A 23,515-nucleotide genomic window follows, 5' to 3' on the forward strand; every position below is an offset into this window, starting at 1 on the left:
ACGATCATTGAGATTCTCCTTCGCTGCTGTCGCTGCCCGTTGCGGGCCCTGGGGTGGCGCCACGGCCCGGTTTCCTGCCGCCACCGCGCGTCCAGCCTTCGCGGTAGGCCGCCATCCGGTCCCGGACGACCTCCGGACTGCGGTGCTCGTCGTGTGGTGCGTCAGGCGCCCGTTCCCGGTCCGCGGCGGGCTGTTCGCGGAGCTGGGGGGCGAGGCTCGCCTGCCGTACCCGGCGGGGGAGGTCGTCGCCGTCCTCGGGGCCTTCGGTGTCCTCGGGAGGACGGTGCAGTCGCAAGGTGGTGACTCCAGGGGGCGGGGTGCCGTTCGTCGGCTCCGCCGAGCCCCGGGGCGGGGACGCCAGGGCGGGCCGGTCGGCCGGTGCCGGGACGGACTCCTGGTGCTGGGGCGGGGACGGCACGCGCGCGTACTCGCGTTCCACGGCCCGCTGTCCGTCGTCCACTGCCGCGCGGGGGGAGCGGTCGGCCGCGCCGCCGTGCAGCAGGGCCGTCGGCAGCAGTACGACCGCTGTCGTTCCGCCGTAGGGCGAGGTCCGCAGGTGCACCTTGATGCCGTGGCGGGCGGCGAGCCTGCTGACCACGAAGAGGCCCAGCCGGTCGCTGTCGAAGAGGTCGAGGGCCTCGGACTGCTCGATGCGCCGGTTGGCCTCGGCCAGCGTCTCCGGGCCCATGCCCAGACCCCGGTCCTCGACCTCGACGGCGTACCCGTTGCCGACGGGTTCGCCGGTGACCCGCACGCGCGTGTGCGGCGGCGAGAACTGGGCGGCGTTCTCCACGATCTCGGCGAGCAGGTGCGTGAGGTCGGCGACGGCCGTGCCGAGGACGGAGGCCTCGGGGAGTTGGCGTACTTCCACGCGCGCGTAGTCCTCGACTTCGGACACGGCGGCGCGCACGACGTTGGTCAGCGATACCGGCATGCGCCAGGCCCGGCCGGGTGCCGCCCCGGAGAGGATGATCAGGCTCTCGGCGTGCCGTCGCATACGGGTGGTGAGGTGGTCGAGGCGGAACAGGTCGCTCAGTTCGTTCGGGTCCTCGGAGCGGCGCTCCATGCTGTCCAGAAGGCTGAGTTGACGGTGCACCAGGACCTGGCTGCGGCGGGCGAGGTTGACGAAGACCCCGGAGATGCCGCTCGCGAGTTCGGCGCGTTCCACGGCAGCCCGCAGGGCGGCGCGGTGCACGGTGCCCAGGGCCTCGGCGACCTGCCCGGTCTCGTCCTCCGCGGCCGGTCCGGGCGGGGCCTCCGCGCGGACGTCGATCTCCTCCCCCGCGCGCAGTCTCCGCATGGCCTCGGGGAGTTTGTGGCGGGCGATCGCCAGGGCGTCGTTGCGCAGACTCACCAGCTCGACGACGAGACCGCGTCCGATGCGTACCGAGATGACCAGCGACGCGATGACGGCGGCGAGACCGAGAAGAACGGCGGCGCCGGCCGGGGTGAGCAGTCCTCGTGCGAACGGATCGGCGCGGTCCGCGACTCCGCTGCCCGCGTCCGCCTCGATGGCCCGCATGCCGTCCTGCACGCGTGCGTGCGCGTTGTTCCAGGTGGTCTCGGGAGCCGAACCGATCGCGCGGGTGGCCGAGTTGGCGGCGAGGACCTTGTCCTCGACGGCGCCGATGACGGTGTAGGCGCCGGTGTCGGCGAGGTTCCGCCAGGCGGTGCCTTCGGAGCCCCGCAGATCCGCGGTGGCGGATTCGGTGAGGGTACGGCGCGTGTCGACGGCGCCGGTGAACAGCCGCAGCCGCTCCCCGTCGAGACGGCCGTCGAGACGGGCACCGGCGAGCACCACGTCCTCCTGGGACAGCGATTCCGCGGCCCGGGAGAACTCCAGCAGCACGCGCGCGTCGGAGCCGAGGGCGGCGTCCTGGATTCCGGTGAGCGCCCCGCCCACGGCGAAGGCCGACGAGATGGTCCTCGTGTACTGCCCGTACGTCTCGTCCCATCCCGCGCGGTGGGCGAGCACGTCGGCTCGCAGCGAGCGCAGTCCTTCGGCTCCGGTGACGAAGGTCTCCAGGCGCTGGGCGACTCCGGCCGGCAGTTCCTCGCCGTCCGCGACGGTGCTGGTGTCGCCGAGCCGCAGCCGGGCGACGGCCCGGTCCGTGTCGGCGGCCAGCTTCTTCAGGTCACCGCTCGGCTCGGCGCCGGGGTCGGTGGCGTAACGCACCGCGGCCGACCGCTCGGCCTGCAGCGCGGCGACGGCGACCGCGACGGGGCTGCGCACCGCCGAGTCCACACGCTGCAACTGCCTTAGCCGGGCCACGTCCTGGGCCGTGCTGACGGTCGCGTACGCCCACAGGGCGAGCAGGGAGACGACCGGCACCATCAGCAGGCAGACGATCTTGGCCCGTACGGTTCGGGGACGCATCCGCCAGCGTCCCGCGCGCGGGGGCACCTCGTCCTGCGGTGTGTCGAGGGGCTCGTCGAAGAGCTCTTCTGCGGGTGGTCCGGCGTGTGCGCGGCGACCGCGCACGGGCGGCGGCGTCTCGGCGCCGGCTCTGGGGGTCCTACGGGGGTTACGCATGGCCTCCTCGCTCGGGAGTGGTTCGGGCGTACCGTGGCGGGCCCTGGTCGGTCGGGCCGCTTGTCAGTGGGCGACGCTCTCGGCGGGCCGCTCGGCCGAGGCGGTCGCCTCGCGTTCTCCCGTCGTCGGCGACAGTGCGACGAACGCCGAGGTCAGGAACAGGTAGGACCCGAGGCCGACGGCTAGGGGGAAGATGAACTGCATCGCCGTGGCCCCGGGCAGGACCGCGCCGGAGGGGGTGACATGCACGCGCACCGCGAACATCCCGGTGTAATGCATGCTGGCGACGGCCGCCCCCATGACGAGCGATGCGACGGTGACCGCGATGGGCGACTTGATGTTGAGGGCCGCCCACAGGGCTGCGGTCGCCGCGACGACGGCGATGAGGACGGAGAGCCCGACGAGCATCGGGTCGTAGGTCACGTCGCCGTGCAGTCGCACCGCAGCCATTCCCAGGTAGTGCATGCTCGCGACGCCCAGTCCGGTGGCCAGGCCACCGAGGACGAGTGCGCGGCCACGGTCGCGGCCGTAGCCGACCACGAAGACGCCCGCGCAGACGACGACGATGGCGACGACGAGGCTGAGCACGGTCAGTGGCACGTCGTAGCGGATGTCGGTGCCGCTGACGCCGAAGCCGAGCATGGCCACGAAGTGCATGGTCCAGATGCCGGTGCCGAGCGCGGAGGCGGCTGTGATGAGCCAGTTTCGGCGCGACCGGCCGGTGGCGCCGAGCGCGCGGACGGTGCAGCGCAGCCCGAGTGCGGAGCCCATGCAGGCCATCACGTAGGACAGCACGGGGGTGAGCCAGCCGAAGGTCGCGTGGTCCAGGTGTCCCATGACCAGGGGACGCTAGTAGGGGCATGGGCGCACAAAGGGGGCGCATTTCGAAAGGTGCTGCAATATGACGCAGAGAGGTGCCTGAACGACCACGTGACGCTCGAACATGTGCACCGAAGCGTCATCCGTGTCGGTGAGGGATCATGCGGAACATGAACGACGACCACACTCATGTCCGGGAGTTCTTCGGTGCGCGCGCCGCGGACTGGGACAGCCGCTTCCCGGACGACGGCCCCGCCTACGCGGCTGCCGTCGCCGAACTGGCGCTGCGCGCGGGGGACCGTGTGCTCGACGCGGGCTGCGGGACGGGACGCGCGCTGCCGCCGCTGCGTGCGGCCGTGGGGCCCTCGGGAGTGGTCGTGGGGGCCGATCTGACCCCGGCCATGCTGGAGGCCGCCGTACGGGCCGGACGCGGCCGTGAAGGGTGCCTGCTGCTCGCCGATGTCGCCGTGCTGCCGTTGCGCTCGGAATCGCTCGACGCCGTGTTCGCGGCGGGCCTGATCGCGCATCTGCCCCAACCGGAGGCGAATCTGCGGGAGTTGGCGCGCGTGGTGCGGCCCGGCGGCACGCTGGCCCTGTTCCATCCGATCGGCCGCGCGGCGCTCGCGGCGCGTCAGGGGCGGCAGATCACCCCGGACGACCTGCGCGCGGAGCCCAATCTCCGTCCGCTGCTCGCCGGTTGGGGGTGGCGCATGACGTCGTACACCGACGAGGATGTCCGCTTCCTGGCGCTGGCCGTGCGCGAGGGCTGAGTCGTACGACTGCGGGAGGCCCGAAGCGCTTCACCGCAACGTCCCCCTGCTGTCGCCGCAACTCCAACTCTATGTTGGGTAGCAGTAGATGGACGGTCGACGACGGAACACCACGCAGGGGGAAGGTGGTCAGCATGTTCGACAGGCCCCGCAAGACCTTCGCCAGAATTCTCGCCTCCACGCGCACGGAGGCCGGCGACGGACCCGAACGGCGGGCGCACAACCTCTTCGAGGCCGCGGCCGTCTATGTGTCGGCCCGCGCGGAGGACGACCAGGACCGGATCGACGAGGCCGCGGGCTGGGTGTCGCCGGAGGCGCTGTCCTTCGGGGTGAGTGAGCTGGCGTGCCGGGCCGTGGTCGCGCTCGCCAGGGAGCGCGACGAGTCGCCGCGGACGGTGGCCCGGGCCCTTCTCGGGCTCCCCGCGGCCTGACACTTCGGGTCGCCGGTGGTCGTTTCGCCCTGTCCAGACGGAAAACTGCAGCTCCGGGTGTACTTGGGAGTCGTGACAAGCGGCTTCCGCGCACACTAGGGTGCGCGCCGTTGGACGAACGATGGGGAGGCTGGGATGGCCGACACTGATGAAGAGGCCGTCGCCGCCGAGGACGACGCGCTCTATGTGCTCACGGCGGTGCTGCTGACGCCGGCGAAGTTCCCGAGTGTGCTGGGTGACGACTATCCGGAGGCCTGCGCCGCGCTCGGTATGGCGCCGCTCGCCGACGGGTACGGCCTGGTGCTCGGCCAGGACGGCGAGGGCGCGCGGTGGACTGTCGTCATCGACGACGTGTCGCTGGTCGCGGTCGCCATCGCGTCCTGGGACTGCGGCATGGAGTACGACCTGTCGCCGAGCGAGCGCACCGTGGTCGCGGCGCTGCCGGGCTGGCCGCTCGCGGTCGCGGTGGCGGCTCCCAATGTGCCCGCGCCGCACGATCCGGACCCCGACCTCGTGGACCGGCCGGCGTTGGCCCCGCCGGACACCACCACCTGGGGCCCGGCGCAGCGGCGGCTGGGTGCCGACGAGATCGCGCTGCAGTGGGCCCTGTGGCGGGAGCAGATCGACGACTCGGCCTTCCCCGTCCAGGGCGAGGCGGGCGAGGCTTCGGAGCCGTCGTCCGACGACGTCACCTCCGAAGAGGCGTCCGAGGCGGACGAGGTCGCTTCGGACGACAGCGGGGAAGGCCCGCAGACGGGCCACAGCGGGGTCCGCAGGGTGCTGACGGAGGCCCGGGCGTATGTGGACGCCCCGCCGCCTCTCGGCCGCGTCAGATCGTCCTTCGCGCCGGGCGAGGCGCGCACGCTGCGTGCCGACGGTCCCGGCTGGTCGATGGTGGCCCGCACCGACGACATCGCGTTCGTCCTGCTCGACGAGGAGCCGGGCGAGGTGCTGCCGGTGGGTCGGGGCTCCGAGTTGCCGGGCCTCCTGGAGGCGCTGGACAAGCTTGCCGTAAGGCCCAGTTGAGCCCTCGGGTGCGTGCCTCAGATGGTCGGGCGCCGTCCGCGGAGCTGCTGTCGGCAGCCCCGCGGACGGCGTCGTGCTGTTCTCCGCTCCCGCGCGCCGGGCGGGAGCGCGGTGAGGCATCGGTATGTCGGTGTCAGCGGCCGATCTCCTTGCCCGCGACGCGGCGCAGCCGACGCCGCTGCGCGGGATCCAGCGTGAGATAGGCGGCCGTCGGCACTCCCACGACTATCAGGAATGAGACCCACCAGGGCAGCCAGATCAACAGGATCAGTCCGACCGCCACGCCTCCTACAACGACCTTCGTGTTTCTCGACATGTGTCGCCTCCTCCGCGGCCGCGGCCGCTCTCTGATCTGAAAACGGGTCCGCGCTTCCCACAGTTCCGGACCGCGACCCTGAGACATCCCTGAGACGCCTCCCCTACTGGTCCCCGAGGGCCGTCTGTCCCCGAGCCGTCAGCTGCTCCGTCGTCACTCCGTCCACTCCGGCCTCAGCGGCTCCCCCACCTCGTGGAGGTGGCGCAGGGCCTGTCGGTAGGAGTCGACGAGCCCGGTCTCCACGTAGGGGATACCCACATCCTCGCAGTGGGCGCGCACGAACGGCTGGGCGAGCCGCAGACTGGGCCGCGGCATGCTCGGGAAGAGGTGGTGTTCGACCTGGTAGTTGAGACCGCCGAGGAACCAGTCCGTAAGGGGGCCGCCCCGGATGTTCCGTGAGGTGAGCACCTGGCGACGGAGATGACCCCATCGCTCGCCGTTCGGGTCCGGCATCTCCATGCCCTTGTGGTTGGGGGCGAAGGCGAGACCGAGGTGCAGTCCGAACAGGGCCTGGTGCAGCGCGGCGAACGCGAGCGCCTTCCCCGGGGACATCGAGGTCAGCAGCAGTGTGGCGTAGGCCGCGACATGGCTCACCAGAAGCGCGCCTTCGACGGTCCGTTCGCGCCGGGGCTGCCGCCGCAGGTCCTGGAAACCGTGCACCTTGAGGGCGACGCCTTCGAGCAGGGTGAGCGGGAAGAACAGCCACGCCTGGTTGCGGGTGAGCCAACGCCGGAAGCCGGAACGGTCCTTGGCCTGTTCACCGGTGAACACGAGGATGTCGGCGACGACGTCCGGGTCCTTGTCGATGTGGTTGGGGTTGGCGTGGTGGCGGTTGTGCTTGTCGTTCCACCAGGAGTAGCTCATTCCCAGCAGCAGGTTGCCGTGGATCAGGCCGATGAGGCGGTTGGCGGCTTTGCCGCCGGCGATCTGGGAGTGGCCCGCGTCGTGGCCTATGAAGGCGGTCCGGGCGCCGAACACGGCGAGCAGCGGGGCCAGGAGCAGGGTCAGCCAGGAGTCGCCGATCAGGACGATGCCGGTCACGATGCCGATCAGCGCGAGAGCGTTGGCGGAGACGCAGAAGGCGTACCAGGCGCGCCGCCGCTCCAGTAGGCCTCGGCTCCTGACCGTGCGCAGGAGGGGCGCGAACTCGCTTCCGGGGGACGCCGCTACGGCATCCCCCGGATCATGCGCGCCGACGACTGCGGTGGTCTGGGACATGTCCGGTCTCCGGCTCTCTCAGGCAACGGGGTGACCTGAGCAAACGTACGAATCGGTGACCGGTCGCGACCATGACGGCACCCCCCGTGTGCGTACGGGGGTCACCCGGGTCCTCTCAGGGGGGTTGACGACACCCCGGCGACCCGGTCCCGAGAAATCGCGCACCCGGAGAAGTACGTCGGAAAAAGCGCCGGAAAAAGGCGATGGCAAGGAGGTCGTCCACTCCTTGCCATACCCAACGTATAGCGCACCACGGGGCTTGCGGCAAGGCCCCAGTAGTGCCGCAAAATGGCCGACCGAGGCCTGGACCTGCGGAAACGCGGGGTCAGCGGAACGGCTGCCCTCAGGGCGGCCGACTGGAAGGCAATCTCTTTGAATGGGTGTTTCGATGACGGACGTGATCGTGGTCGGCGGCGGACCGACCGGCTTGATGCTGGCCTGCGAATTGCGGCTGCACGGCGTGCGCGTGGTCGTTCTGGAGAAGTTGACCGAGCCGACCGGGGAGTCCCGCGGGCAGGGGCTGCACGCGCGCAGTGTCGAGATCATGGACCAGCGTGGTCTGCTCGACCGGTTTCTCGCGGTGAGTGAGAAGTTCTCGGTCGGTGGTCTCTTCGGCGGCATCGTCAAGCCCTGGCCGGACCGGTTGGACACGGGGCACCCCTATGGCGTCGCCACTCCGCAGCCGGTCACCGAGCGGCTGCTCGGCGAGCGTGCCGTCGAACTCGGTGCCGAGATCCGGCGCGGCCGCGAAGTCGTCGGGCTGAGCCAGGACGCGGCCGGGGTGACCGCCGAGTTGGCGGACGGCACGCGGCTGCGCTCGCGCTACCTCGTCGGGTGCGACGGTGGCCGCAGCGTGGTGCGCAAGTCGCTCGGCGTCGGCTTCCCCGGGGAGCCCGCCACGGTCGAGACGCTGCTGGGCGAGATGGCGGTGACCGAGGATCCGGCCACGATCGCCGCCGTCGTCGAGGATGTCCGCAGGACCCAACTGCGGTTCGGCCTCAGCCCCGGCGAGAACGGCACGTACCGCGTCGTGGTGCCCGCGGACGGCGTGGCCGAGGACCGTGCGACACCGCCGACCCTGGACGACTTCAAGCGGCAGCTGCGGGCCGTCGCGGGCACCGACTTCGGCGTCCACTCGCCGCGCTGGCTGTCCCGGTTCGGCGACGCCACTCGGCAGGCCGAGCGCTACCGGGTCGACCGGGTGCTGCTGGCCGGCGACGCGGCGCACATCCATCCGCCGACCGGCGGCCAGGGGCTCAACCTCGGTGTGCAGGACGCGTTCAACCTCGGCTGGAAACTGGCCGCCGCGGTCAACGGGTGGGCTCCGGAAGGGCTGTTGGACAGTTACCACGTCGAACGGCATCCGGTGGGCGCCCGCGTTCTCGACAACACGCGCGCGCAGATCACGCTCCTGGGGACCGATCCGGGTGCGACCGCGCTACGGGAGTTGTTCTCCACGCTGATGGACTTCGAGGAGGTGAACCGGTACGTGACCGAGATGATCACCGCGGTCGGCATCCGCTACGACTTCGGCGACGACCATGAACTCGTCGGCCGGCGGATGCGGGACGTGAAGTTGACGCAAGGGCACCTCTACGGGCTGATGCACGGCGGCCGGGGGCTGCTGCTCGACCTGACCGGCAAACTCTCGGTGGCCGGGTGGACGGATCGCGTCGACCACGTCGTCGATGTCGGCGAGGAAGCCGAACTGGACGTACCCGCCGCGCTCCTGCGGCCGGACGGTCATGTGGCCTGGGTCGGTGACGATCAGCAGGAACTGCTCGGTCGGCTGCCCAAGTGGTTCGGTCCCGCGCGCTGAGTGCGGCCTTCGAACCCTCGCCTGCCCGACGAGCGGCCGACACCCTGGATTCATCCGACCGTCGACCGTGGGTCCTCATGAGGACCAACTCTGGCCGCTGTCAACGAATTTGCCCTCAGGAGGCCAGATGTCCCCGCATGCCCCCGCCAGGCGCCGCGTCCGTCGTCCCGTCGTGGCGGGCGTTCCGCTCGCCGTGGCGGTCGCCCTCATGGCGGCCGGTACGGCCTCCGGAGCCCCATCCGGGAGCGGGGCCGCCCATGTCACCCGCACGGCGACACTGGGCGACATCCCGCTCGGCGCGTTCAGCAACGCGCTGCTGCCCGGGTCGGTGGACAACGACCGGGGAGTGGACCTCGGCGGCATCGGCAGCGACATCTACCCGGCCGGCCGCAAGGGCGAGTACTGGACGATCACCGACCGCGGGCCCAACGGCCAGATCAAGGTGAGCGGGACGAAGCGCCGCACGTTCCCGGTGCCCGGTTTCGACCCGGCGATCGTGAAGATCCGTGTCTCCGGGGACACGATCAAGGTTCTGGACGCCATCCCGATCACCACGTCCTCCGGGAAGGGCGTCACGGGGCTGTCGAACCAGCAGGGGCGCGACGAGGCGCCGTACTCCTACAACGCGCAGACGCCCCTGTCGTACAACCCGAACGGGCTGGACACGGAGGGCATCGTGCGGGCCGCAGACAATTCGTTTTGGCTTGTCGACGAGTACGGCCCCTCCCTGGTGCATGTCTCCGCGCGCGGGAAGGTGCTCACGCGGTACGTGCCCAAGGGGCTGCGTCTGACCGGGGCCGACTACCCGGTGGTGGAGGCGCTGCCCGCCGTCCTGTTGCACCGGAAGATCAACCGCGGCTTCGAGGGACTCGCCCAACTGCCCGGCGGCGACCTGGTGATGGCCCTGCAGAGCCCGCTGTCGCTGCCGGACGGGAACGCCGGGGACGCGTCGCTCAACACCCGTCTGCTGCGCTTCTCCACGAAGAAGAAGGCGGTCACGGCGGAGTACGCGTACCGCTTCGACCCGGTGAACGTGGTCGACCCCAGTGAGGACGACACCTCCGAACTCAAGATCTCCTCGGTGGTCGCCGTGGGCGACGACCGGCTCCTGGTCGAGGAGCGCACCGACAAGGCGGCCCGGCTCCAACTCGTGAAGCTGGAGCGGAAGTCGAACATCCTGGGCGGTCGCTACGACGACGACACGACGTCCCCGTCGCTGGAGCAGCTCGACGACCCCGCCGGCGCGGGTGTCCCGGTGCTGGCCAAGAAGCTGGTCGTGGACCTGGGGACCGTCTCCGGGGTGCCCCTGAAGATCGAGGGCATCGCGCGCGTGGATCACGACACGCTCGCCCTGATCAATGACAACGACTTCGGGATGACGGACGGCGCGGGCGCGTTCGACGCACAGGGGCGACTGGTCGACAGCGGTATCGAGACGACCCTGGTGTACCTGAAGCTCCCCCACGGCATCTAGGACGCGCCGGCTCCTGAGGGAACTAGCCGAGCAGGGACGGGAGCAGCGACTGGATGTCGCTCGGGATCTCGCTCGGCAGTTCCGAGGGGAGTTTCGAGGGAAGCGCCGTCGGGAGCTTGGTCGGCAGGCTGGTGGGGAGTTTCGTCGGGAGGCTCAGGGACGGGCTCTTGCTCGAACTGCTCTCCGCCGGCTGCTTCTTGTCCGGTGAGTCGTGTCCCCCGAAGACCATCAGCGCGACGGCGACGACGGCCCCGACCGCGACGATCACGGTGAGCAGGACGAACAGGGGTCGGGGGCGCCTGCGGGGCGGCGGTTCGTAGTCTCCGTAGCCCCCTCCCGATCCGTGCCCGAAGTCCCCGGGAGGTGGTCCGAAGCCGCCTCCTTGAGGCGGGGTGGCGTCCGGTGGCCCGGGCGGTCGAGGCGGTACGGGCGGCATGGCCATACCGTCAAGAGTCGCGGCGCAGAGGTCATGACGCGACCCCCGCGCGGTGGTTGATACGGACTCATGCCATGGATCGCATGATTCCGGAGCAATCCGCGCGGGGGTCGGTCACAAAGAGAGCCTCACGAAAGCCGAGGGCTACCGAGCGAAAACCGGCGGGCTCGTGAGTGACGCACGCGTGCGTGCCGTCAGCCGCGCGCTCCCAGGAGGTGGTCCATGGCGAGCTGGTCGAGCTGCTCGAAGGCCATCCCGCGCTGGGCGGCGGCCTCCACGTCGAAGTCCTCGAACGCCGAGCGGTCCGCGAGCAGCGCCTTGAGGCCGTCCGCCGCGGTCTGCTGCGCCAGTTCGTCCAGACGCGAGGCACGCAGCGCCTCCTGGACCACCGGGTCGGCGCGGAACGCGGCCGAACGCTCCTTCAGGATCAGGTAGTTGCGCATGCAGCCGGCCGCGGACGCCCACACGCCGTCGAGGTCCTCGGTGCGCGGCGGCTTGAAGTCGAAGTGCTTCGGGCCGGCGTAACCGGCGCTCTCCAGGAGGTCGACCAGCCAGAAGGCGGCACGAAGGTCGCCGTTGCCGAAGCGCAGGTCCTGGTCGTACTTGATGCCGGACTGGCCGTTGAGGTCGATGTGGAAGAGCTTGCCCGCCCACAGGGCCTGGGCGATGCCGTGCGGGAAGTTGAGCCCGGCCATCTGCTCGTGACCGACCTCGGGGTTGACGCCGTAGAGCTCCGGGCGCTCCAGGCGCTCGATGAACGCCAGGGCGTGGCCGACGGTGGGGAGCAGGATGTCGCCGCGGGGCTCGTTCGGCTTGGGCTCGATCGCGAACTTGATGCTGTAGCCCTGGTCGGTGACGTACTCGCCGAGGAGGTCGAAGGCCTCCTTCATGCGGTCGAGTGCGACGCGCACGTCCTTGGCGGCGCCGGACTCGGCGCCCTCGCGGCCGCCCCAGGCGACGTAGGTCTCGGCGCCCAGCTCGACCGCCAGGTCGATGTTGCGGATCGTCTTGCGCAGGGCGTAGCGGCGCACGTCGCGGTCGTTCGCGGTGAACGCGCCGTCCTTGAAGACGGGGTGCGTGAAGAGGTTGGTGGTCGCCATCGGCACCTTCATGCCGGTCGCGTCGAGGGCCTCGCGGAAACGCTTGATGTGCGCCTCGCGCTCGGTGTCCGAGGACCCGAAGGGGATCAGGTCGTCGTCGTGGAAGGTCACACCGTGGGCGCCGAGCTCGGACAGGCGCTGCACCGTCTCGACGGGGTCGAGGGCGCGGCGGGTGGCGTCGCCGAACGGGTCCCTTCCCTGCCAGCCGACGGTCCACAGGCCGAAGGTGAACCTGTCCTCGGGGGTGGGCTGGTAGTTCATGACGCGGCTCCTTGTTGCTTCGCTCCGACTATTTCGTCATGGCGGTTTACAAATTAGTATGCCGGAGCGTCTCTGGGAAGGGACAATGTGTCTCCGGGCGGAGACACATGCCGCACACAAGGGAGAAACCCGATGTCAGCAGCCGAGGGTCCGCTCGTCGTCGGCGTGGATTCGTCCACGCAGTCCACCAAGGCACTGGTCGTCGACGTGTCCACCGGCCAGATCGTCGCGAGTGGCCAGGCGCCGCACACCGTCTCCTCGGGGGCGGGCCGGGAGAGTGACCCCCGGCAGTGGTGGGACGCCCTGCGCGAGGCCCTGCGCCAGTGCGGGGACGCGGCCCACGAAGCGGCGGCCGTGTCGATCGGCGGCCAGCAGCACGGCCTGGTCACCCTGGACGCGCAGGGCGCGCCGGTGCGCCCGGCCATGCTCTGGAACGACGTACGGTCGGCACCGCAGGCCACCCGTCTGATCGAGGAACTGGGCGGTCCCAAGGCCTGGGCGGAGCGCACCGGCAGCGTGCCCGGAGCTTCCTTCACGGTCACCAAGTGGGCCTGGCTCGCCGAGCACGAGCCGGAGTCGGTGCGGGCCACGGCAGCTGTACGGCTCCCCCACGACTACCTCACCGAACGGCTCACCGGCCAGGGCACCACCGACCGCGGCGACGCCTCCGGCACGGGCTGGTGGGCGTCAGGGACCGAGTCGTACGACGAGGAGATCCTCCGGCACGTCGGGCTCGACCCGGCGCTGCTGCCCCGGGTGGTGCGACCGGGCGAGGTGGCCGGCACGGTGCGCGACTGCCACGACCTGCCGTTCTCCAAGGGCACTCTCGTCGCGCCCGGAACCGGCGACAACGCGGCCGCCGCACTGGGCCTCGGACTGCGCCCCGGCGCGCCCGTGCTCAGCCTCGGCACCTCGGGCACGGTGTACGCGGTGTCGAAGCACCGCCCCGCCGACCCGTCCGGCACGGTCGCGGGCTTCGCCGACGCGCACGGCGACTGGCTGCCGCTGGCCTGCACCCTGAACTGCACCCTCGCCGTCGACCGGATCGCGGCCCTGCTCGGCCTGGACCGGAATGCCGTGGAACCCGGCACGTCGGTCACCCTGCTGCCCTACCTGGACGGCGAGCGCACGCCGAACCTCCCCAACGCCTCGGGCCTCCTGCACGGCCTGCGCCACGACACCACCGGCGGCCAGCTCCTCCAGGCCGCCTACGACGGTGCCGTACACGCGCTGCTCGGCGCGCTCGACCTGGTCCTCGACGAGGACGCGGACCGCACCACCCCGCTGCTGCTGATCGGCGGGGGCGCGCGGGGCACGGCCTGGCAGGAGACGGTACGGCGGCTGTCGGGGCGTCCGGTCCAGGTGCCCGAGGCGAAGGAGCTGGTCGCGCTCGGCGCCGCCGCCCAGGCCGCGGGCCTGCTGACCGGCGAGGACCCGGCCGCGGTGGCCCGCCGTTGGAACACGGCCGCCGGGCCGGTGCTGGACGCCGTGGAGCGGGACGAGGCGACCTTCGCCAGGATCTCCGGGGTACTCTCCGACGCGGCTCCGCTGCTCGAACGCGACCCGAGCGGCCGTTGACGGACACGGTCGAGGACTACCGATCGAGGACTGAGGGAGGCATGACCGCACCGCTGCACGAGGCGCACCCAGCCGGGCCCGGGCGTGCCCTGCCCGACACCCAGCAGGGCATGCGCCGCCGCAACCTCGCCCGGGTGATGCACACGGTGAGCGCCGAGGGTCCGCTCTCCCGTGCGGCCGTCGCCTCGCGCATCGGGCTGACCCGTGCGGCGGTGTCGACCCTGGTGGACGAGCTGATCCGGTCGGGCCTCCTCGAAGAACTGGGCCCCGAGCGCCCCGGCCGGGTGGGGCGCCCCGGATCGGCGCTCGCCGTCAGCGGGCGCGGTCCGGCAGGGATCGGCGCGGAGATCGGGGTCGACCATCTCGCCGTCTGCGCCGTCGACCTGCGCGGCGAGATACGGGCCCGGGCGGTGCGGCACGGTGTGAACCGCGGCCGCTCCCCCGAACCGGTTCTCGCCGAACTCACCGCGCTGGTACGGCAGGTCGTCGCCGAGGCGGACGCGGAGGGCCTGTGGCCGGCCGGGCTCGCGGTCGCCGTGCCCGGTCTGGTGGCCCGCGACGGCCGTACGGTCGTCCGCGCCCCGAACCTCGACTGGCACGACACGGATCTCGGCGCCCTGCTGCCCGCCGAACTCCCGCCGACCGTGGACAACGAGGCCAACTTCGGCGGACTCGCCGAACTCTGGCTGGGCGAGACCACCCCGCGTGACTTCCTGCATGTGTCGGCGGAGATCGGTATCGGCGCTGCGGTCGTCGTGGACGGCGGGCTGCTGCGCGGAACTCGGGGATTCGCGGGCGAGTTGGGGCATGTGCCGGTGCGTCCGGACGGGCCGGAGTGCGCGTGCGGCGGGCGCGGGTGTCTCGAACAGTACGCGGGCGAGGAGGCGGTGCTGCGCGCCGCCGGCCTTGAACCCGGCGGGGATCGGGTCGGTCTGCTGGCCACCCGCGCCGCCGACGGCGACGAGGCGGTACGACGTGCCCTGCACGACGCCGGCACAGCGCTCGGCATCGCGCTGACGGGCGCGGTCAACCTCCTCGATCCGCAGCTGGTGGTGCTGGGCGGCGCGCTGTCCGGGCTCGCGCCCTGGCTGCTGCCGTCGCTGGAGGCCGAGTTGGCGCGCCGCACGGCGGGCCCCGCCTGCCCGGTGTCGGTGTCGCGGCTGGGGCCCGAGGGTCCGCTGCTGGGCGCCGCGCACTCGGTGGTGCGGGCCGTGCTCGACGACCCGGCGGCGGTGGCCGAACGGGCTGGGGCAACCGCGACCGGACGGGCTGTGGACATCGTGTCCGAACAGGCCTGAAACACAACGGACTTCACTCGGCCTTCGCTCGTTCGGGTGGCCGGGTTTTCCACAGCTCCGTCGTCGTCCACGGAAGCCCACCACGCCCTACTGCCCAACCCGCAAGCGCCGTACCGTGATTCACGCGAGGCGCAGCCGTCGTGACGTGAGAACGGCGGACAGGTGAGGGCGGACAGGGGGGATTCACGTGTCGGAGGCGACAGTTCAGGGGCTGCGGCGGGATGCCGTCGGCCTGCGCGAGGTGCTCTTCCAGAGCGTCACGGCGATGGCGCCGGCCGCCGCGGTCGCCGCGTCGATCCCGTCGGGCGCGGCCTTCGCGGGCGGCAGTCTGCCGCTGTCGGTGCTGATCGCGCTGGTGGCCTGCCTCTTCACCGCGTCCTGCGTGGCGGAGCTGGCCCGGGAGTTGCCCGCCGCCGGTTCGGTCGCCACATACGCGGCACAGGGACTGCATCCGGCCGTCGGCTTCCTGGTCGGCTGGGGCTATGTCTTCGTGGAGGCACTGGTCCCACCGCTGCTTCTCCTCCAACTCGGCTTCACCACGGCGGGCACCCTGCACCAGGAGTGGTCCTCGTATCCGGAGAACCTGTGGTGGCCGTGGGCACTCGCCGGCGCCGCGATCATCACGGCGGCGGGCTGGTTCGGAGCGCGCCTCCGCCCGCTTCGGCACGGTCCTCGGGGTCTTCGAGATTCTCGTCTTCCTGGTGTTCGCCATCTGGCTGATCGGCAAGGCCGGCAGCGCCAACACCCTGTCGGTGTTCGGTACTTCGCATACGGCCAAGGGCTACTCGGGCCTCGGCGGGGTCTTCGCCGGCTCGGTCTACACGGTGCTCGCGTTCGCCGGATTCGAGGCCGCGGCACCGCTCGCCGAGGAGACCCGTGACCCGCGCCGGACGATGCACCGCGCGGTGCTCGGCGCGGCCCTCGGCATCGGCCTGTTCTACGTGCTGACGACCTACGCCATGACGGTGTACTTCGGCCCGGACCGCTTCGCCGGATTCGGTGCCTCCGGAGCGGCATCCTGGGAAGGCGTGGCCCGCGCGTCGTTCGGGCTGTTCTGGGTCCTGGTGTTCCTGGCCGTGGTCAACTCGACGATCGCCAACGCCAACGCGTGCGCCACCGTCTCGACCCGCACCGCGTTCGCCCTGGCCCGCATCCGGGTACTCCCCCGCGTCCTCGCGACGCTGCACCCCCGCCACCGCTCCCCCGTCGTCGGAATCGCCGTGCAGACCGTCGTCGCGGTGGGCGCCGTGCTGGGCCTCGGGCTCGGCTACGACCCGGTGACCGCGTTCCTCCTGCTGGCGACGGTGATCGTCACGGTCGTCATCGGCGTCTACATCGTCGTGAACCTGGCCTGTGCGGGCTACTTCCTGCGCCGCAGACGCGAGTTGCTCAAGCCGGTTCGCCATCTGCTGGTGCCCCTCCTCGGGATCGTGGCCTTCGTCCCGGCCCTGCTCACGGCGGTAGGCCTCCCGGTCTTCGACTTCGTCACCGAGCTGACCACTCCCGTCTCCTACGCCGGACCGGTCGTCGGCGTCTGGATGGCGGCAGGCGTCGTAGTACTGCTGGTGCTGCTGCGGCGTCACCCCGAGCGAATAGCCGAGACCGCCCGTGTCCATCTCGACGAAACCGTCCCCAGTGGTCCTCCACAGAACGGAGCAGTACAACCATGAACGACCCCCGGATCCTGACGGTGCGGCCCGAACCGGGCGAGTACGCCTGGACGTTCGGCGGTGCAACGCCCGTGGCGCGCATCGCGCCCGGCACGGTGCTCGACCTGTACACGGAGGACTGCTTCGCCGGGCGGGTGCGGTCCGAGAAGGACCTGGTGTCCGAGGTGTGCGAGTTCCCGTTCCTCAACCCGCAGACCGGGCCCTTCCATGTGGAGGGCGCGGAGCCCGGCGACACCGTCGCCGTGCACTTCGTGTCGATCGAACCGGCCCGCGACTGGGCCGCCTCGACCACGGTCCCGCTCTTCGGCGCGCTCACGTCGACTCACACGACGGCGACACTGCAGCCGCCGCTTCCGGAGACCGTCTGGATCTGGCAGTTGGACCGCACCCGTCGTACGGCGTTGTTCCGCGCGCGGGACAGCGACATCGAGATCGAGCTGCCCATGGACCCGATGCACGGCACGGTGGGCGTGGCCCCTGCCAATCTGGAGGTGCGGTCGGCGCTGGTGCCCGACGCGCACGGCGGGAACATGGACACGCCCGAGATGCGGGCCGGAGTCACCTGCTACCTCGGGGTCAACGTCGAGGGCGCGCTCCTCAGCCTCGGTGACGGGCACGCCCGGCAGGGCGAGGGCGAGACCTGTGGTGTCGCGGTCGAGTGCGCGATGAACACCGCGGTGATCGTGGAGCTGCTCAAGGGCGTCGCGACTCCCTGGCCGCGCATCGAGTCGGACACGCACATCATCTCGACGGGTTCTGCACGCCCGTTGGACGACGCGTTCCGGATCTCGCAGCTCGACCTGGTGCGCTGGCTGGTGCGCGACTACGGGTTCAGTGAACTGGACGCCTACCAATTCGCCACCCAGGCGGTCGAATCGCCGTTGGCCAACGTGTGCGACACCAACTACACCTGCGTGGCCAAGATCCGCAAAGAGTGGCTGCCCGCGCGCGAGACTCACCGAGGGCTGCACGCGCGGTTGCGTGAGACCGCTGCGGCCCTCCGCCACTGAACCGAAAGGCAACCCGACCATGGAACGGGCAACACCGCTCCCGAGCAGGCGATGGCTCCTGAAGGGCGCCGCCCTCGCCGCCGTCCCCTACGCGTTACTCCCCGCCACACAGGCCGACGCACAGCCGCAGGCCGTCGACTATCCGTCGGCCGAATGGCAGCCGGCGACCTCCTCCAACTACACGGCGTCCAGCCGCCCCAGCAGCTATCCCGTCGACTACGTGGTCATCCACGTCACCCAGGAGACGTACTCCTCGACGCTTTCCATCTTCCAGAATCCGAAGAAGAAGGTGTCCGCGCACTACCTCGTGCGATCGGCCGACGGGCATGTCGCGCAGTGCGTCCGGGAGGCCAACATCGCCTGGCACGCGGGAAATTGGGACTACAACACCCGCAGCATCGGTATCGAGCACGAGGGCTGGGTGGATCAGCCCGCGTACTTCACCGACGCGCTCTACGAGCAGTCGGCGAGACTCACGGCGGCGATCTGCGCGAAGTACGGGCTCCCCAGGGACCGGTCCCACATCATCGGGCACTACGAGGTACCGGGCACCGACCACACCGATCCGGGGCCGAACTGGGACTGGACCCGCTATATAAGGCTGGTCACTTCGGTCTGACAAGGCTGGTCGCTTCGGCCTGACCCGAACCGGGCCGGAGTCGGATCCGCGTCTGATTCGAACGGGGCCGGAGTCCGATCCGCGCCTGATTCGAACGGGGCCGGAGTCCGATCCGCGCCTGCTCCACGCCTGATCCGACCGGGATGTGCCGCGTTCGGACCGGCCCGGTCGAAACGGTTGTCCGTACCCTTCCCCGGAGTGACGATGTCCGCAGGCGTTTCCCCGCCGTATCGCGGGCGTGTCACCGCTGTATCGCGGTACTCGCGACGCCGTATCGCCTTCCTGGGAGGCCGAGTTGACCGATCCATGGGTGGCCCTGGAGCCGGGGGCCGACCCTGCCGAGCGGGTGCGGGTGCTGCGCCGGGCGCACGAGACGTTCGCCGTGGCGGGCACGGTACCGCCGCCGGTGCGCTCGGTGGTGGCGGATTCCTGGCGGCGTTCGGCACGTGCCGGTGTCGGTCCCGAGGGCACGGCGAACGTGGAGCTCACGGACGGCGACCTGGGTGTCTATCGGGCGCAACATCCGCTGGCGCGGGTGATGCCGCTGATCCGGGAGCTGATGGGCACGTTCGCAGCCGACGGAGAGCATCTGCTCGCGGTGTGCGACGCGCAGGGCAGGCTGCTGTGGGTCGAGGGGCATCCGGCGACCCGGCGGAAGGCCGGCCGGATGAACTTCGTGCCGGGTGCGCGCTGGTCGGAGAGCGCGGTCGGGACGAACGCGCCGGGTACGGCCGTCGCCGTGGACCGGCCGGTGCAGGTGTTCGCGGCCGAGCACTTCATCCGGCGGGTGCAGCCGTGGACGTGTGCGGCGGCTCCGGTGCACGATCCGCGCACCGGGCGGGTGCTCGGCGCCGTGGACATCACCGGCGGGAACGGTCTTGCACATCCGCACAGCCTGGGTTTCGTGCAGGCGGTGGCGCGCGCCGCCGAGTCCCAGTTGGCGCTGCTCGCCCCGGAGCAGACGTCGCTCGACGGACCCGAGCTGTCCGCGCTCGGCCGGGACGAGGCCCAACTGTGCTTCGACGGACGCAAGATGAGGCTGAGCCGTCGGCACAGCGAGATCCTGGTGCTGCTGGCCCGGCATCCCGAGGGACTGACCGGCGACGAGCTGCTGTGCGCGCTGTACGAGGACGAGTCGGTTCCGCCGGTGACACTGCGGGCCGAACTGGCCCGGCTGCGCAGGCTGTTGGGACCGGGTCTGCTCGCCTCGCGTCCCTACCGGCTCACGTTGCCGGTCGAGTCCGATGTGGCGATCGTCGAACGGCGACTGGAAGGAGGTGCGGTCACAGGAGCCGCGACGGCGTACACGGGTCCGTTGCTGCCGGGTTCGCAGGCTCCGGCGGTGGTACGGCTCAGGGCCCGCCTCGCGGACGGCCTCCGTACGGCGTTGATCGCCCGCCGCGACCCCGACCTGCTGGCCGACTGGGCGCACGCGCCGTGGGGCGAGGACGACCTCGATGTGTGGCGGGCACTGGCGGCGATACGTCCGACGGCACCGGTGCGCTCCCGACTCGCCGCTCTGGAGACGGAGTTGGCGGCACCGGGCAATTGGTCTCGCGGGACGGGCCGCTGACCTGGCTCGACCGACGTACCAGGAGGCGCCGCAACGTACATGCAACGTCCCGCTCCCTAGCCTCGCGCCGAGAGCTGCCCAACGGCGGGCAGCGCTGCTCCGGGAGGCACATCAGCATGACCCGTTACGCGGCACCCGGCACCGAGGGCGCGATCGTCTCCTACCAGTCGCGCTACGACCACTTCATCGGCGGCGAGTACGTGCCGCCGGCTCGCGGGCAGTACTTCGAGAACCCGTCCCCGGTGAACGGGCAGCCGTTCACGGAGATCGCGCGCGGCACCGCGGAGGACGTGGAGCGGGCGCTGGACGCGGCGCACGCCGCCGCGCCGGGCTGGGGGCGCTCCTCGGTGACCGAGCGGTCCGACATCCTGCTCAAGATCGCCGACCGGATGGAGGCGAACCTGGAGCCCCTCGCGGTCGCGGAGAGCTGGGAGAACGGCAAGCCGATCCGCGAGACCCTCGCCGCCGACATCCCGCTGGCCATCGACCACTTCCGCTACTTCGCGGGGGCGATCCGGGCGCAGGAGGGTTCGCTGGGCGAGGTCGACGACGACACGGTGGCGTACCACTTCCATGAGCCGCTCGGGGTCGTGGCGCAGATCATCCCGTGGAACTTCCCGATCCTGATGGCGACTTGGAAGCTGGCCCCGGCGCTCGCGGCGGGCAACGCGGTCGTCATCAAGCCGGCCGAGCAGACCCCGGCGTCCATCCACTACTGGATGAGCCTGATCGCGGACCTGTTGCCGCCGGGTGTGGTGAACATCGTCAACGGCTTCGGCGTCGAGGCGGGCAAGCCGCTCGCGTCCAGCCCCCGCGTGGCGAAGGTCGCCTTCACCGGCGAGACCACCACGGGGCGGCTGATCATGCAGTACGCCTCCGAGAACATCAAGCCGGTCACGCTGGAGCTGGGCGGCAAGTCGCCGAACATCTTCTTCGACGACGTGTCGTCGGCGAACGACGACTTCCTCGACAAGGCGCTCGAAGGCTTCACGATGTTCGCGCTCAACCAGGGCGAGGTCTGCACCTGCCCGTCCCGGGCGCTCGTCCAGCGCGGCCACTACTCCGACTTCCTCCAGGCGGCCGTCGTCCGCACCGAGGCGATCAAGCCGGGCCACCCCCTCGACACCGACACGATGATCGGCGCCCAGGCCTCCAACGACCAGCTGGAGAAGATCCTCTCCTACCTGGACATCGGCCGGCAGGAGGGCGCGAAGGTCCTCACGGGCGGCGAACGTCTCGACTACGACGGCGAGTTGAAGGGCGGCTACTACGTCCAGCCGACGATCTTCGAGGGCGACAACCGGATGCGTATCTTCCAGGAGGAGATCTTCGGGCCGGTGGTCTCGGTGACGTCGTTCGACGACTTCGACGACGCGATCAAGGTCGCCAACGACACGCTGTACGGTCTCGGCGCCGGTGTGTGGACCCGGGACATCAACACGGCATACCGCGCGGGCCGGGCGATCCAGGCGGGCCGGGTGTGGACGAACTGCTACCACGCGTACCCCGCGCACGCGGCGTTCGGCGGCTACAAGCAGTCCGGCATAGGCCGTGAGAACCACAAGATGATGCTGGAGCACTACCAGCAGACGAAGAACCTTCTTGTTTCATACAGTCCGAAGAAACTTGGGTTCTTCTAGAGCCTGAAGTCGGTTGCCTGGAGGCGCCGTTGCGCTCCAGGCAACCTGACACGGCAGGTACCCGCTTTAGTCAATTGGGTCGAGTTACTGCCTGACATTCAGGGAAGTTCCCACCGGGGCAGAACTGCGGTTGTCCGATCCTATGGTTCGGCGGATGGAGAAACCGACCGGGATCGACGCCTAGCGCCTGCACCCGACCCCCTGGCGCGCTATGCCGGCAACGCGCTACCGCAGGTTCCTACGCGGCAACGGCAGCCGTTGGCTCCCGCGCCGGAAACCTACCTGGTCGTTCGCGCGCGTTGACCACGCTGTGTCCAGGTGACCGAGTGCCAGGCCTGCTGGAGCACCGTCCATTTCCGCCACGACTTCCCGCCTGAGCGAACCTGCGACAACATGACCGCCGAGGTGGAGTGGGGCTCCCACGCACGAGGACAGGCAACTCGTGGCCCTGGCAGCGGTGCTGATCCCGCTCCTGTCACCCGTTATGCGATGCGCTCCCCCAGGGGTACACCTCGCAACAACAGAGGAAAGGCAGAAGGCCGTGGACCGGCTCACTTCGGGTAGCGGCCGCCGTGTATGCCGCGGACTCGTTTCTACACCGCAGGTATTTCGCCGACCAGGTCGCAGACTGCATCGCCGACCTTCGGCTCCTGGATCACCTGCGTAGGCCATGGCACTTGGACGTGACGGAGTTGGCGTACGAACCTTCACTTCGGCCGAATCTCTTCGTCGAGCCGCTGGTGCACCTCGGGTTGATCACTCTGGGCGGCTGACTCTGACGACGACTTGATTTTCACGTGATAGATCGAGGGCCGCCATGACCAGACCGCGCAGTCGCGCCAAAAAGTGGTTCTGGATCACTTTCAGGGCTGCGCTGTGCTCTGGAGAACCTCGCGATGCAGGGCGAGGGGTGGCTGGCCGGGCTCGTCACTTCGGACTGGGCGGACCGCTATGGCCGACCGGTGCGCTACGACCGGCTTCCCCGCGGCCGAGACGCATTGATCGCCCGGGTGCTGCGGGTGGGTGAGGACGGGCTGCGCATTCTGCGCGCCGTCTATCACGACGATGCCCCGCCTGGTCTGCGGGAGTTGAAGTCAGTGCAGATCCTGCGGCAGGTCTGGGTCCAGCAGTACTGGCACGACGAAGCGTGCCAGCCGGAGGGCAACCGGGGGCAACCGGGCAGAGGAACACCGGCAAAACCCCAGCAGACGGCCGGCCCGATCCCGCTTCGGCACGGGTGCCGTGGTCCACGATGGAGATCGTCACCCCACAAGACCCGAGGCCTGCCACAGCCAGAAGGTCACCGCGGCCGGCCGGCGCGACTGGATCGGCTGTCGCGATCACCAGACCGAGACCTGCGACGAAACGAGCCCTAACGTCATCGTCCAGGTCCTCACCCGGCCGGCGCCGCCGCAGCAGCAGGACAGCGATGCCCTCGACGACATCCACCACCAGCTCGCCCGCCAGGGCTTCCAGCCCCTGGAGCACGTCATCGACGGTGGCCATGTCACCCCGGCCAGCATCCACCACGCGGCCCTCACCTGGGGCCCCGCTACTCGGCCCGGTCCGCGACGACCCGCAAGCCGCCCAGCGGCCGGGTTTCACGAAAGGGGACTTCCACATCAACTGGGAGAACCGCACCCTCACCTGCCCGAACGGCATCACCAGCCCGCCCTGGAAACCCACCTTGGGCGGTCATCCCCGGCTGTCCGTCCGGGCTGCGAGGCAACCGTCTCAGAAACGCTCCATGCTCATGGCCTGCGCCACTGCCGCCACCGCCGCCACCGCGGCCTGGCAAAGACACACGTCCATGAACTGGAAGCTGAGGTAGGAGCCCATCAGCGCGACGATGCTGAGGTTGGCCCGGACCGTGACGGCCTTGCGCAGGGCGCCGAAGCGGACCAGCGGGTACCGGACCCGCTGC

General features: G+C 70.6%; 18 protein-coding genes and 1 pseudogene. 13 read left to right on the top strand and 6 right to left on the bottom strand.

What is annotated here, in order from left to right:
- Nucleotides 1-4: 4 nt before the first annotated feature.
- Together JHN45_RS28475 and JHN45_RS28480 are read right to left on the bottom strand one after the other, a co-directional pair.
- On the bottom strand, nt 5-2,533 hold the full coding sequence (locus tag JHN45_RS28475) for a nitrate- and nitrite sensing domain-containing protein (protein WP_201051319.1): 2,529 nt from the start codon (nt 2,531-2,533) through the stop codon (nt 5-7).
- Nucleotides 2,534-2,596: 63 nt separating this feature from the next.
- Nucleotides 2,597-3,370 (bottom strand): MHYT domain-containing protein, encoded by a 774-nt coding sequence (locus JHN45_RS28480; protein ID WP_200708982.1) that lies wholly within the window; start codon nt 3,368-3,370, stop codon nt 2,597-2,599.
- 152 nt (nt 3,371-3,522) lie between these two features.
- On the opposite strand from JHN45_RS28480, the gene JHN45_RS28485 reads away from it, so the two are divergent.
- The 3 genes from JHN45_RS28485 (at nt 3,523) to JHN45_RS28495 (ending at nt 5,579) form a co-directional block, all read left to right on the top strand.
- A complete protein-coding gene (locus tag JHN45_RS28485; protein WP_201051321.1) occupies nt 3,523-4,122 on the top strand; it encodes a class I SAM-dependent methyltransferase in 600 nt (199 codons plus the stop codon).
- A 134-nt stretch (nt 4,123-4,256) separates the two neighbouring features.
- A complete protein-coding gene (locus JHN45_RS28490) occupies nt 4,257-4,553 on the top strand; it encodes a hypothetical protein (protein ID WP_200708980.1) in 297 nt (98 codons plus the stop codon).
- Between the two features lie 135 nt (nt 4,554-4,688).
- Nucleotides 4,689-5,579: a hypothetical protein gene (locus JHN45_RS28495; protein WP_201051323.1), complete on the top strand. Its 891-nt coding sequence runs from the start codon at nt 4,689-4,691 to the stop codon at nt 5,577-5,579.
- A gap of 133 nt (nt 5,580-5,712) precedes the next feature.
- On the opposite strand, the gene JHN45_RS28500 is transcribed toward JHN45_RS28495, so the two are convergent.
- Nucleotides 5,713-5,895, bottom strand: coding sequence for a hypothetical protein (locus JHN45_RS28500; protein WP_200708978.1), 183 nt, complete (start codon nt 5,893-5,895; stop codon nt 5,713-5,715).
- Between the two features lie 153 nt (nt 5,896-6,048).
- Nucleotides 6,049-7,113 carry an acyl-CoA desaturase gene (locus JHN45_RS28505; RefSeq protein ID WP_201051325.1) on the bottom strand — a complete coding sequence of 355 codons (1,065 nt, stop codon included), beginning with the start codon at nt 7,111-7,113 and terminating at the stop codon, nt 6,049-6,051.
- Between the two features lie 388 nt (nt 7,114-7,501).
- On the opposite strand from JHN45_RS28505, the gene rox reads away from it, so the two are divergent.
- Both rox and JHN45_RS28515 read left to right on the top strand, forming a co-directional pair.
- Nucleotides 7,502-8,932 carry a rifampin monooxygenase gene (gene rox / locus JHN45_RS28510; protein WP_201051354.1) on the top strand — a complete coding sequence of 477 codons (1,431 nt, stop codon included), beginning with the start codon at nt 7,502-7,504 and terminating at the stop codon, nt 8,930-8,932.
- 127 nt (nt 8,933-9,059) lie between these two features.
- Nucleotides 9,060-10,406: an esterase-like activity of phytase family protein gene (locus tag JHN45_RS28515; protein WP_201051327.1), complete on the top strand. Its 1,347-nt coding sequence runs from the start codon at nt 9,060-9,062 to the stop codon at nt 10,404-10,406.
- A 22-nt stretch (nt 10,407-10,428) separates the two neighbouring features.
- On the opposite strand, the gene JHN45_RS28520 is transcribed toward JHN45_RS28515, so the two are convergent.
- Together JHN45_RS28520 and xylA are read right to left on the bottom strand one after the other, a co-directional pair.
- The gene (locus JHN45_RS28520) at nt 10,429-10,674 is read right to left on the bottom strand and encodes a hypothetical protein (protein WP_200708975.1); all 246 of its coding nucleotides are present in this window, start codon (nt 10,672-10,674) and stop codon (nt 10,429-10,431) included.
- A gap of 362 nt (nt 10,675-11,036) precedes the next feature.
- The gene (gene xylA / locus JHN45_RS28525) at nt 11,037-12,203 is read right to left on the bottom strand and encodes a xylose isomerase (protein ID WP_200708974.1); all 1,167 of its coding nucleotides are present in this window, start codon (nt 12,201-12,203) and stop codon (nt 11,037-11,039) included.
- Between the two features lie 132 nt (nt 12,204-12,335).
- On the opposite strand from xylA, the gene xylB reads away from it, so the two are divergent.
- From xylB to JHN45_RS28560, 8 genes and pseudogenes are all read left to right on the top strand, one after another.
- On the top strand, nt 12,336-13,781 hold the full coding sequence (xylB, locus tag JHN45_RS28530; RefSeq protein ID WP_201051329.1) for a xylulokinase: 1,446 nt from the start codon (nt 12,336-12,338) through the stop codon (nt 13,779-13,781).
- Nucleotides 13,782-13,822: 41 nt separating this feature from the next.
- Nucleotides 13,823-15,079 carry an ROK family transcriptional regulator gene (locus JHN45_RS28535; RefSeq protein WP_201051331.1) on the top strand — a complete coding sequence of 419 codons (1,257 nt, stop codon included), beginning with the start codon at nt 13,823-13,825 and terminating at the stop codon, nt 15,077-15,079.
- Nucleotides 15,080-15,344: 265 nt separating this feature from the next.
- A pseudogene (locus JHN45_RS54115) lies at nt 15,345-15,668 on the top strand (amino acid permease); the annotation flags it as partial.
- A 112-nt stretch (nt 15,669-15,780) separates the two neighbouring features.
- The gene (locus JHN45_RS28540; protein ID WP_307783207.1) at nt 15,781-16,749 is read left to right on the top strand and encodes an APC family permease; all 969 of its coding nucleotides are present in this window, start codon (nt 15,781-15,783) and stop codon (nt 16,747-16,749) included.
- Nucleotides 16,746-17,759, top strand: coding sequence for an acetamidase/formamidase family protein (locus JHN45_RS28545; protein WP_201051333.1), 1,014 nt, complete (start codon nt 16,746-16,748; stop codon nt 17,757-17,759). The genes JHN45_RS28540 and JHN45_RS28545 overlap by 4 nt, the downstream gene beginning before the upstream one ends.
- Before the next feature lie 19 nt (nt 17,760-17,778).
- On the top strand, nt 17,779-18,378 hold the full coding sequence (locus JHN45_RS28550) for an N-acetylmuramoyl-L-alanine amidase (RefSeq protein ID WP_201051335.1): 600 nt from the start codon (nt 17,779-17,781) through the stop codon (nt 18,376-18,378).
- 295 nt (nt 18,379-18,673) lie between these two features.
- Nucleotides 18,674-19,951, top strand: coding sequence for a GAF domain-containing protein (locus JHN45_RS28555; protein WP_201051342.1), 1,278 nt, complete (start codon nt 18,674-18,676; stop codon nt 19,949-19,951).
- Between the two features lie 116 nt (nt 19,952-20,067).
- The gene (locus JHN45_RS28560; RefSeq protein ID WP_200708967.1) at nt 20,068-21,591 is read left to right on the top strand and encodes an aldehyde dehydrogenase family protein; all 1,524 of its coding nucleotides are present in this window, start codon (nt 20,068-20,070) and stop codon (nt 21,589-21,591) included.
- Nucleotides 21,592-23,515 lie beyond the last annotated feature (1,924 nt).

Source organism: Streptomyces sp. MBT53, assembly GCF_016654115.1.
Taxonomy (GTDB): domain Bacteria; phylum Actinomycetota; class Actinomycetes; order Streptomycetales; family Streptomycetaceae; genus Streptomyces.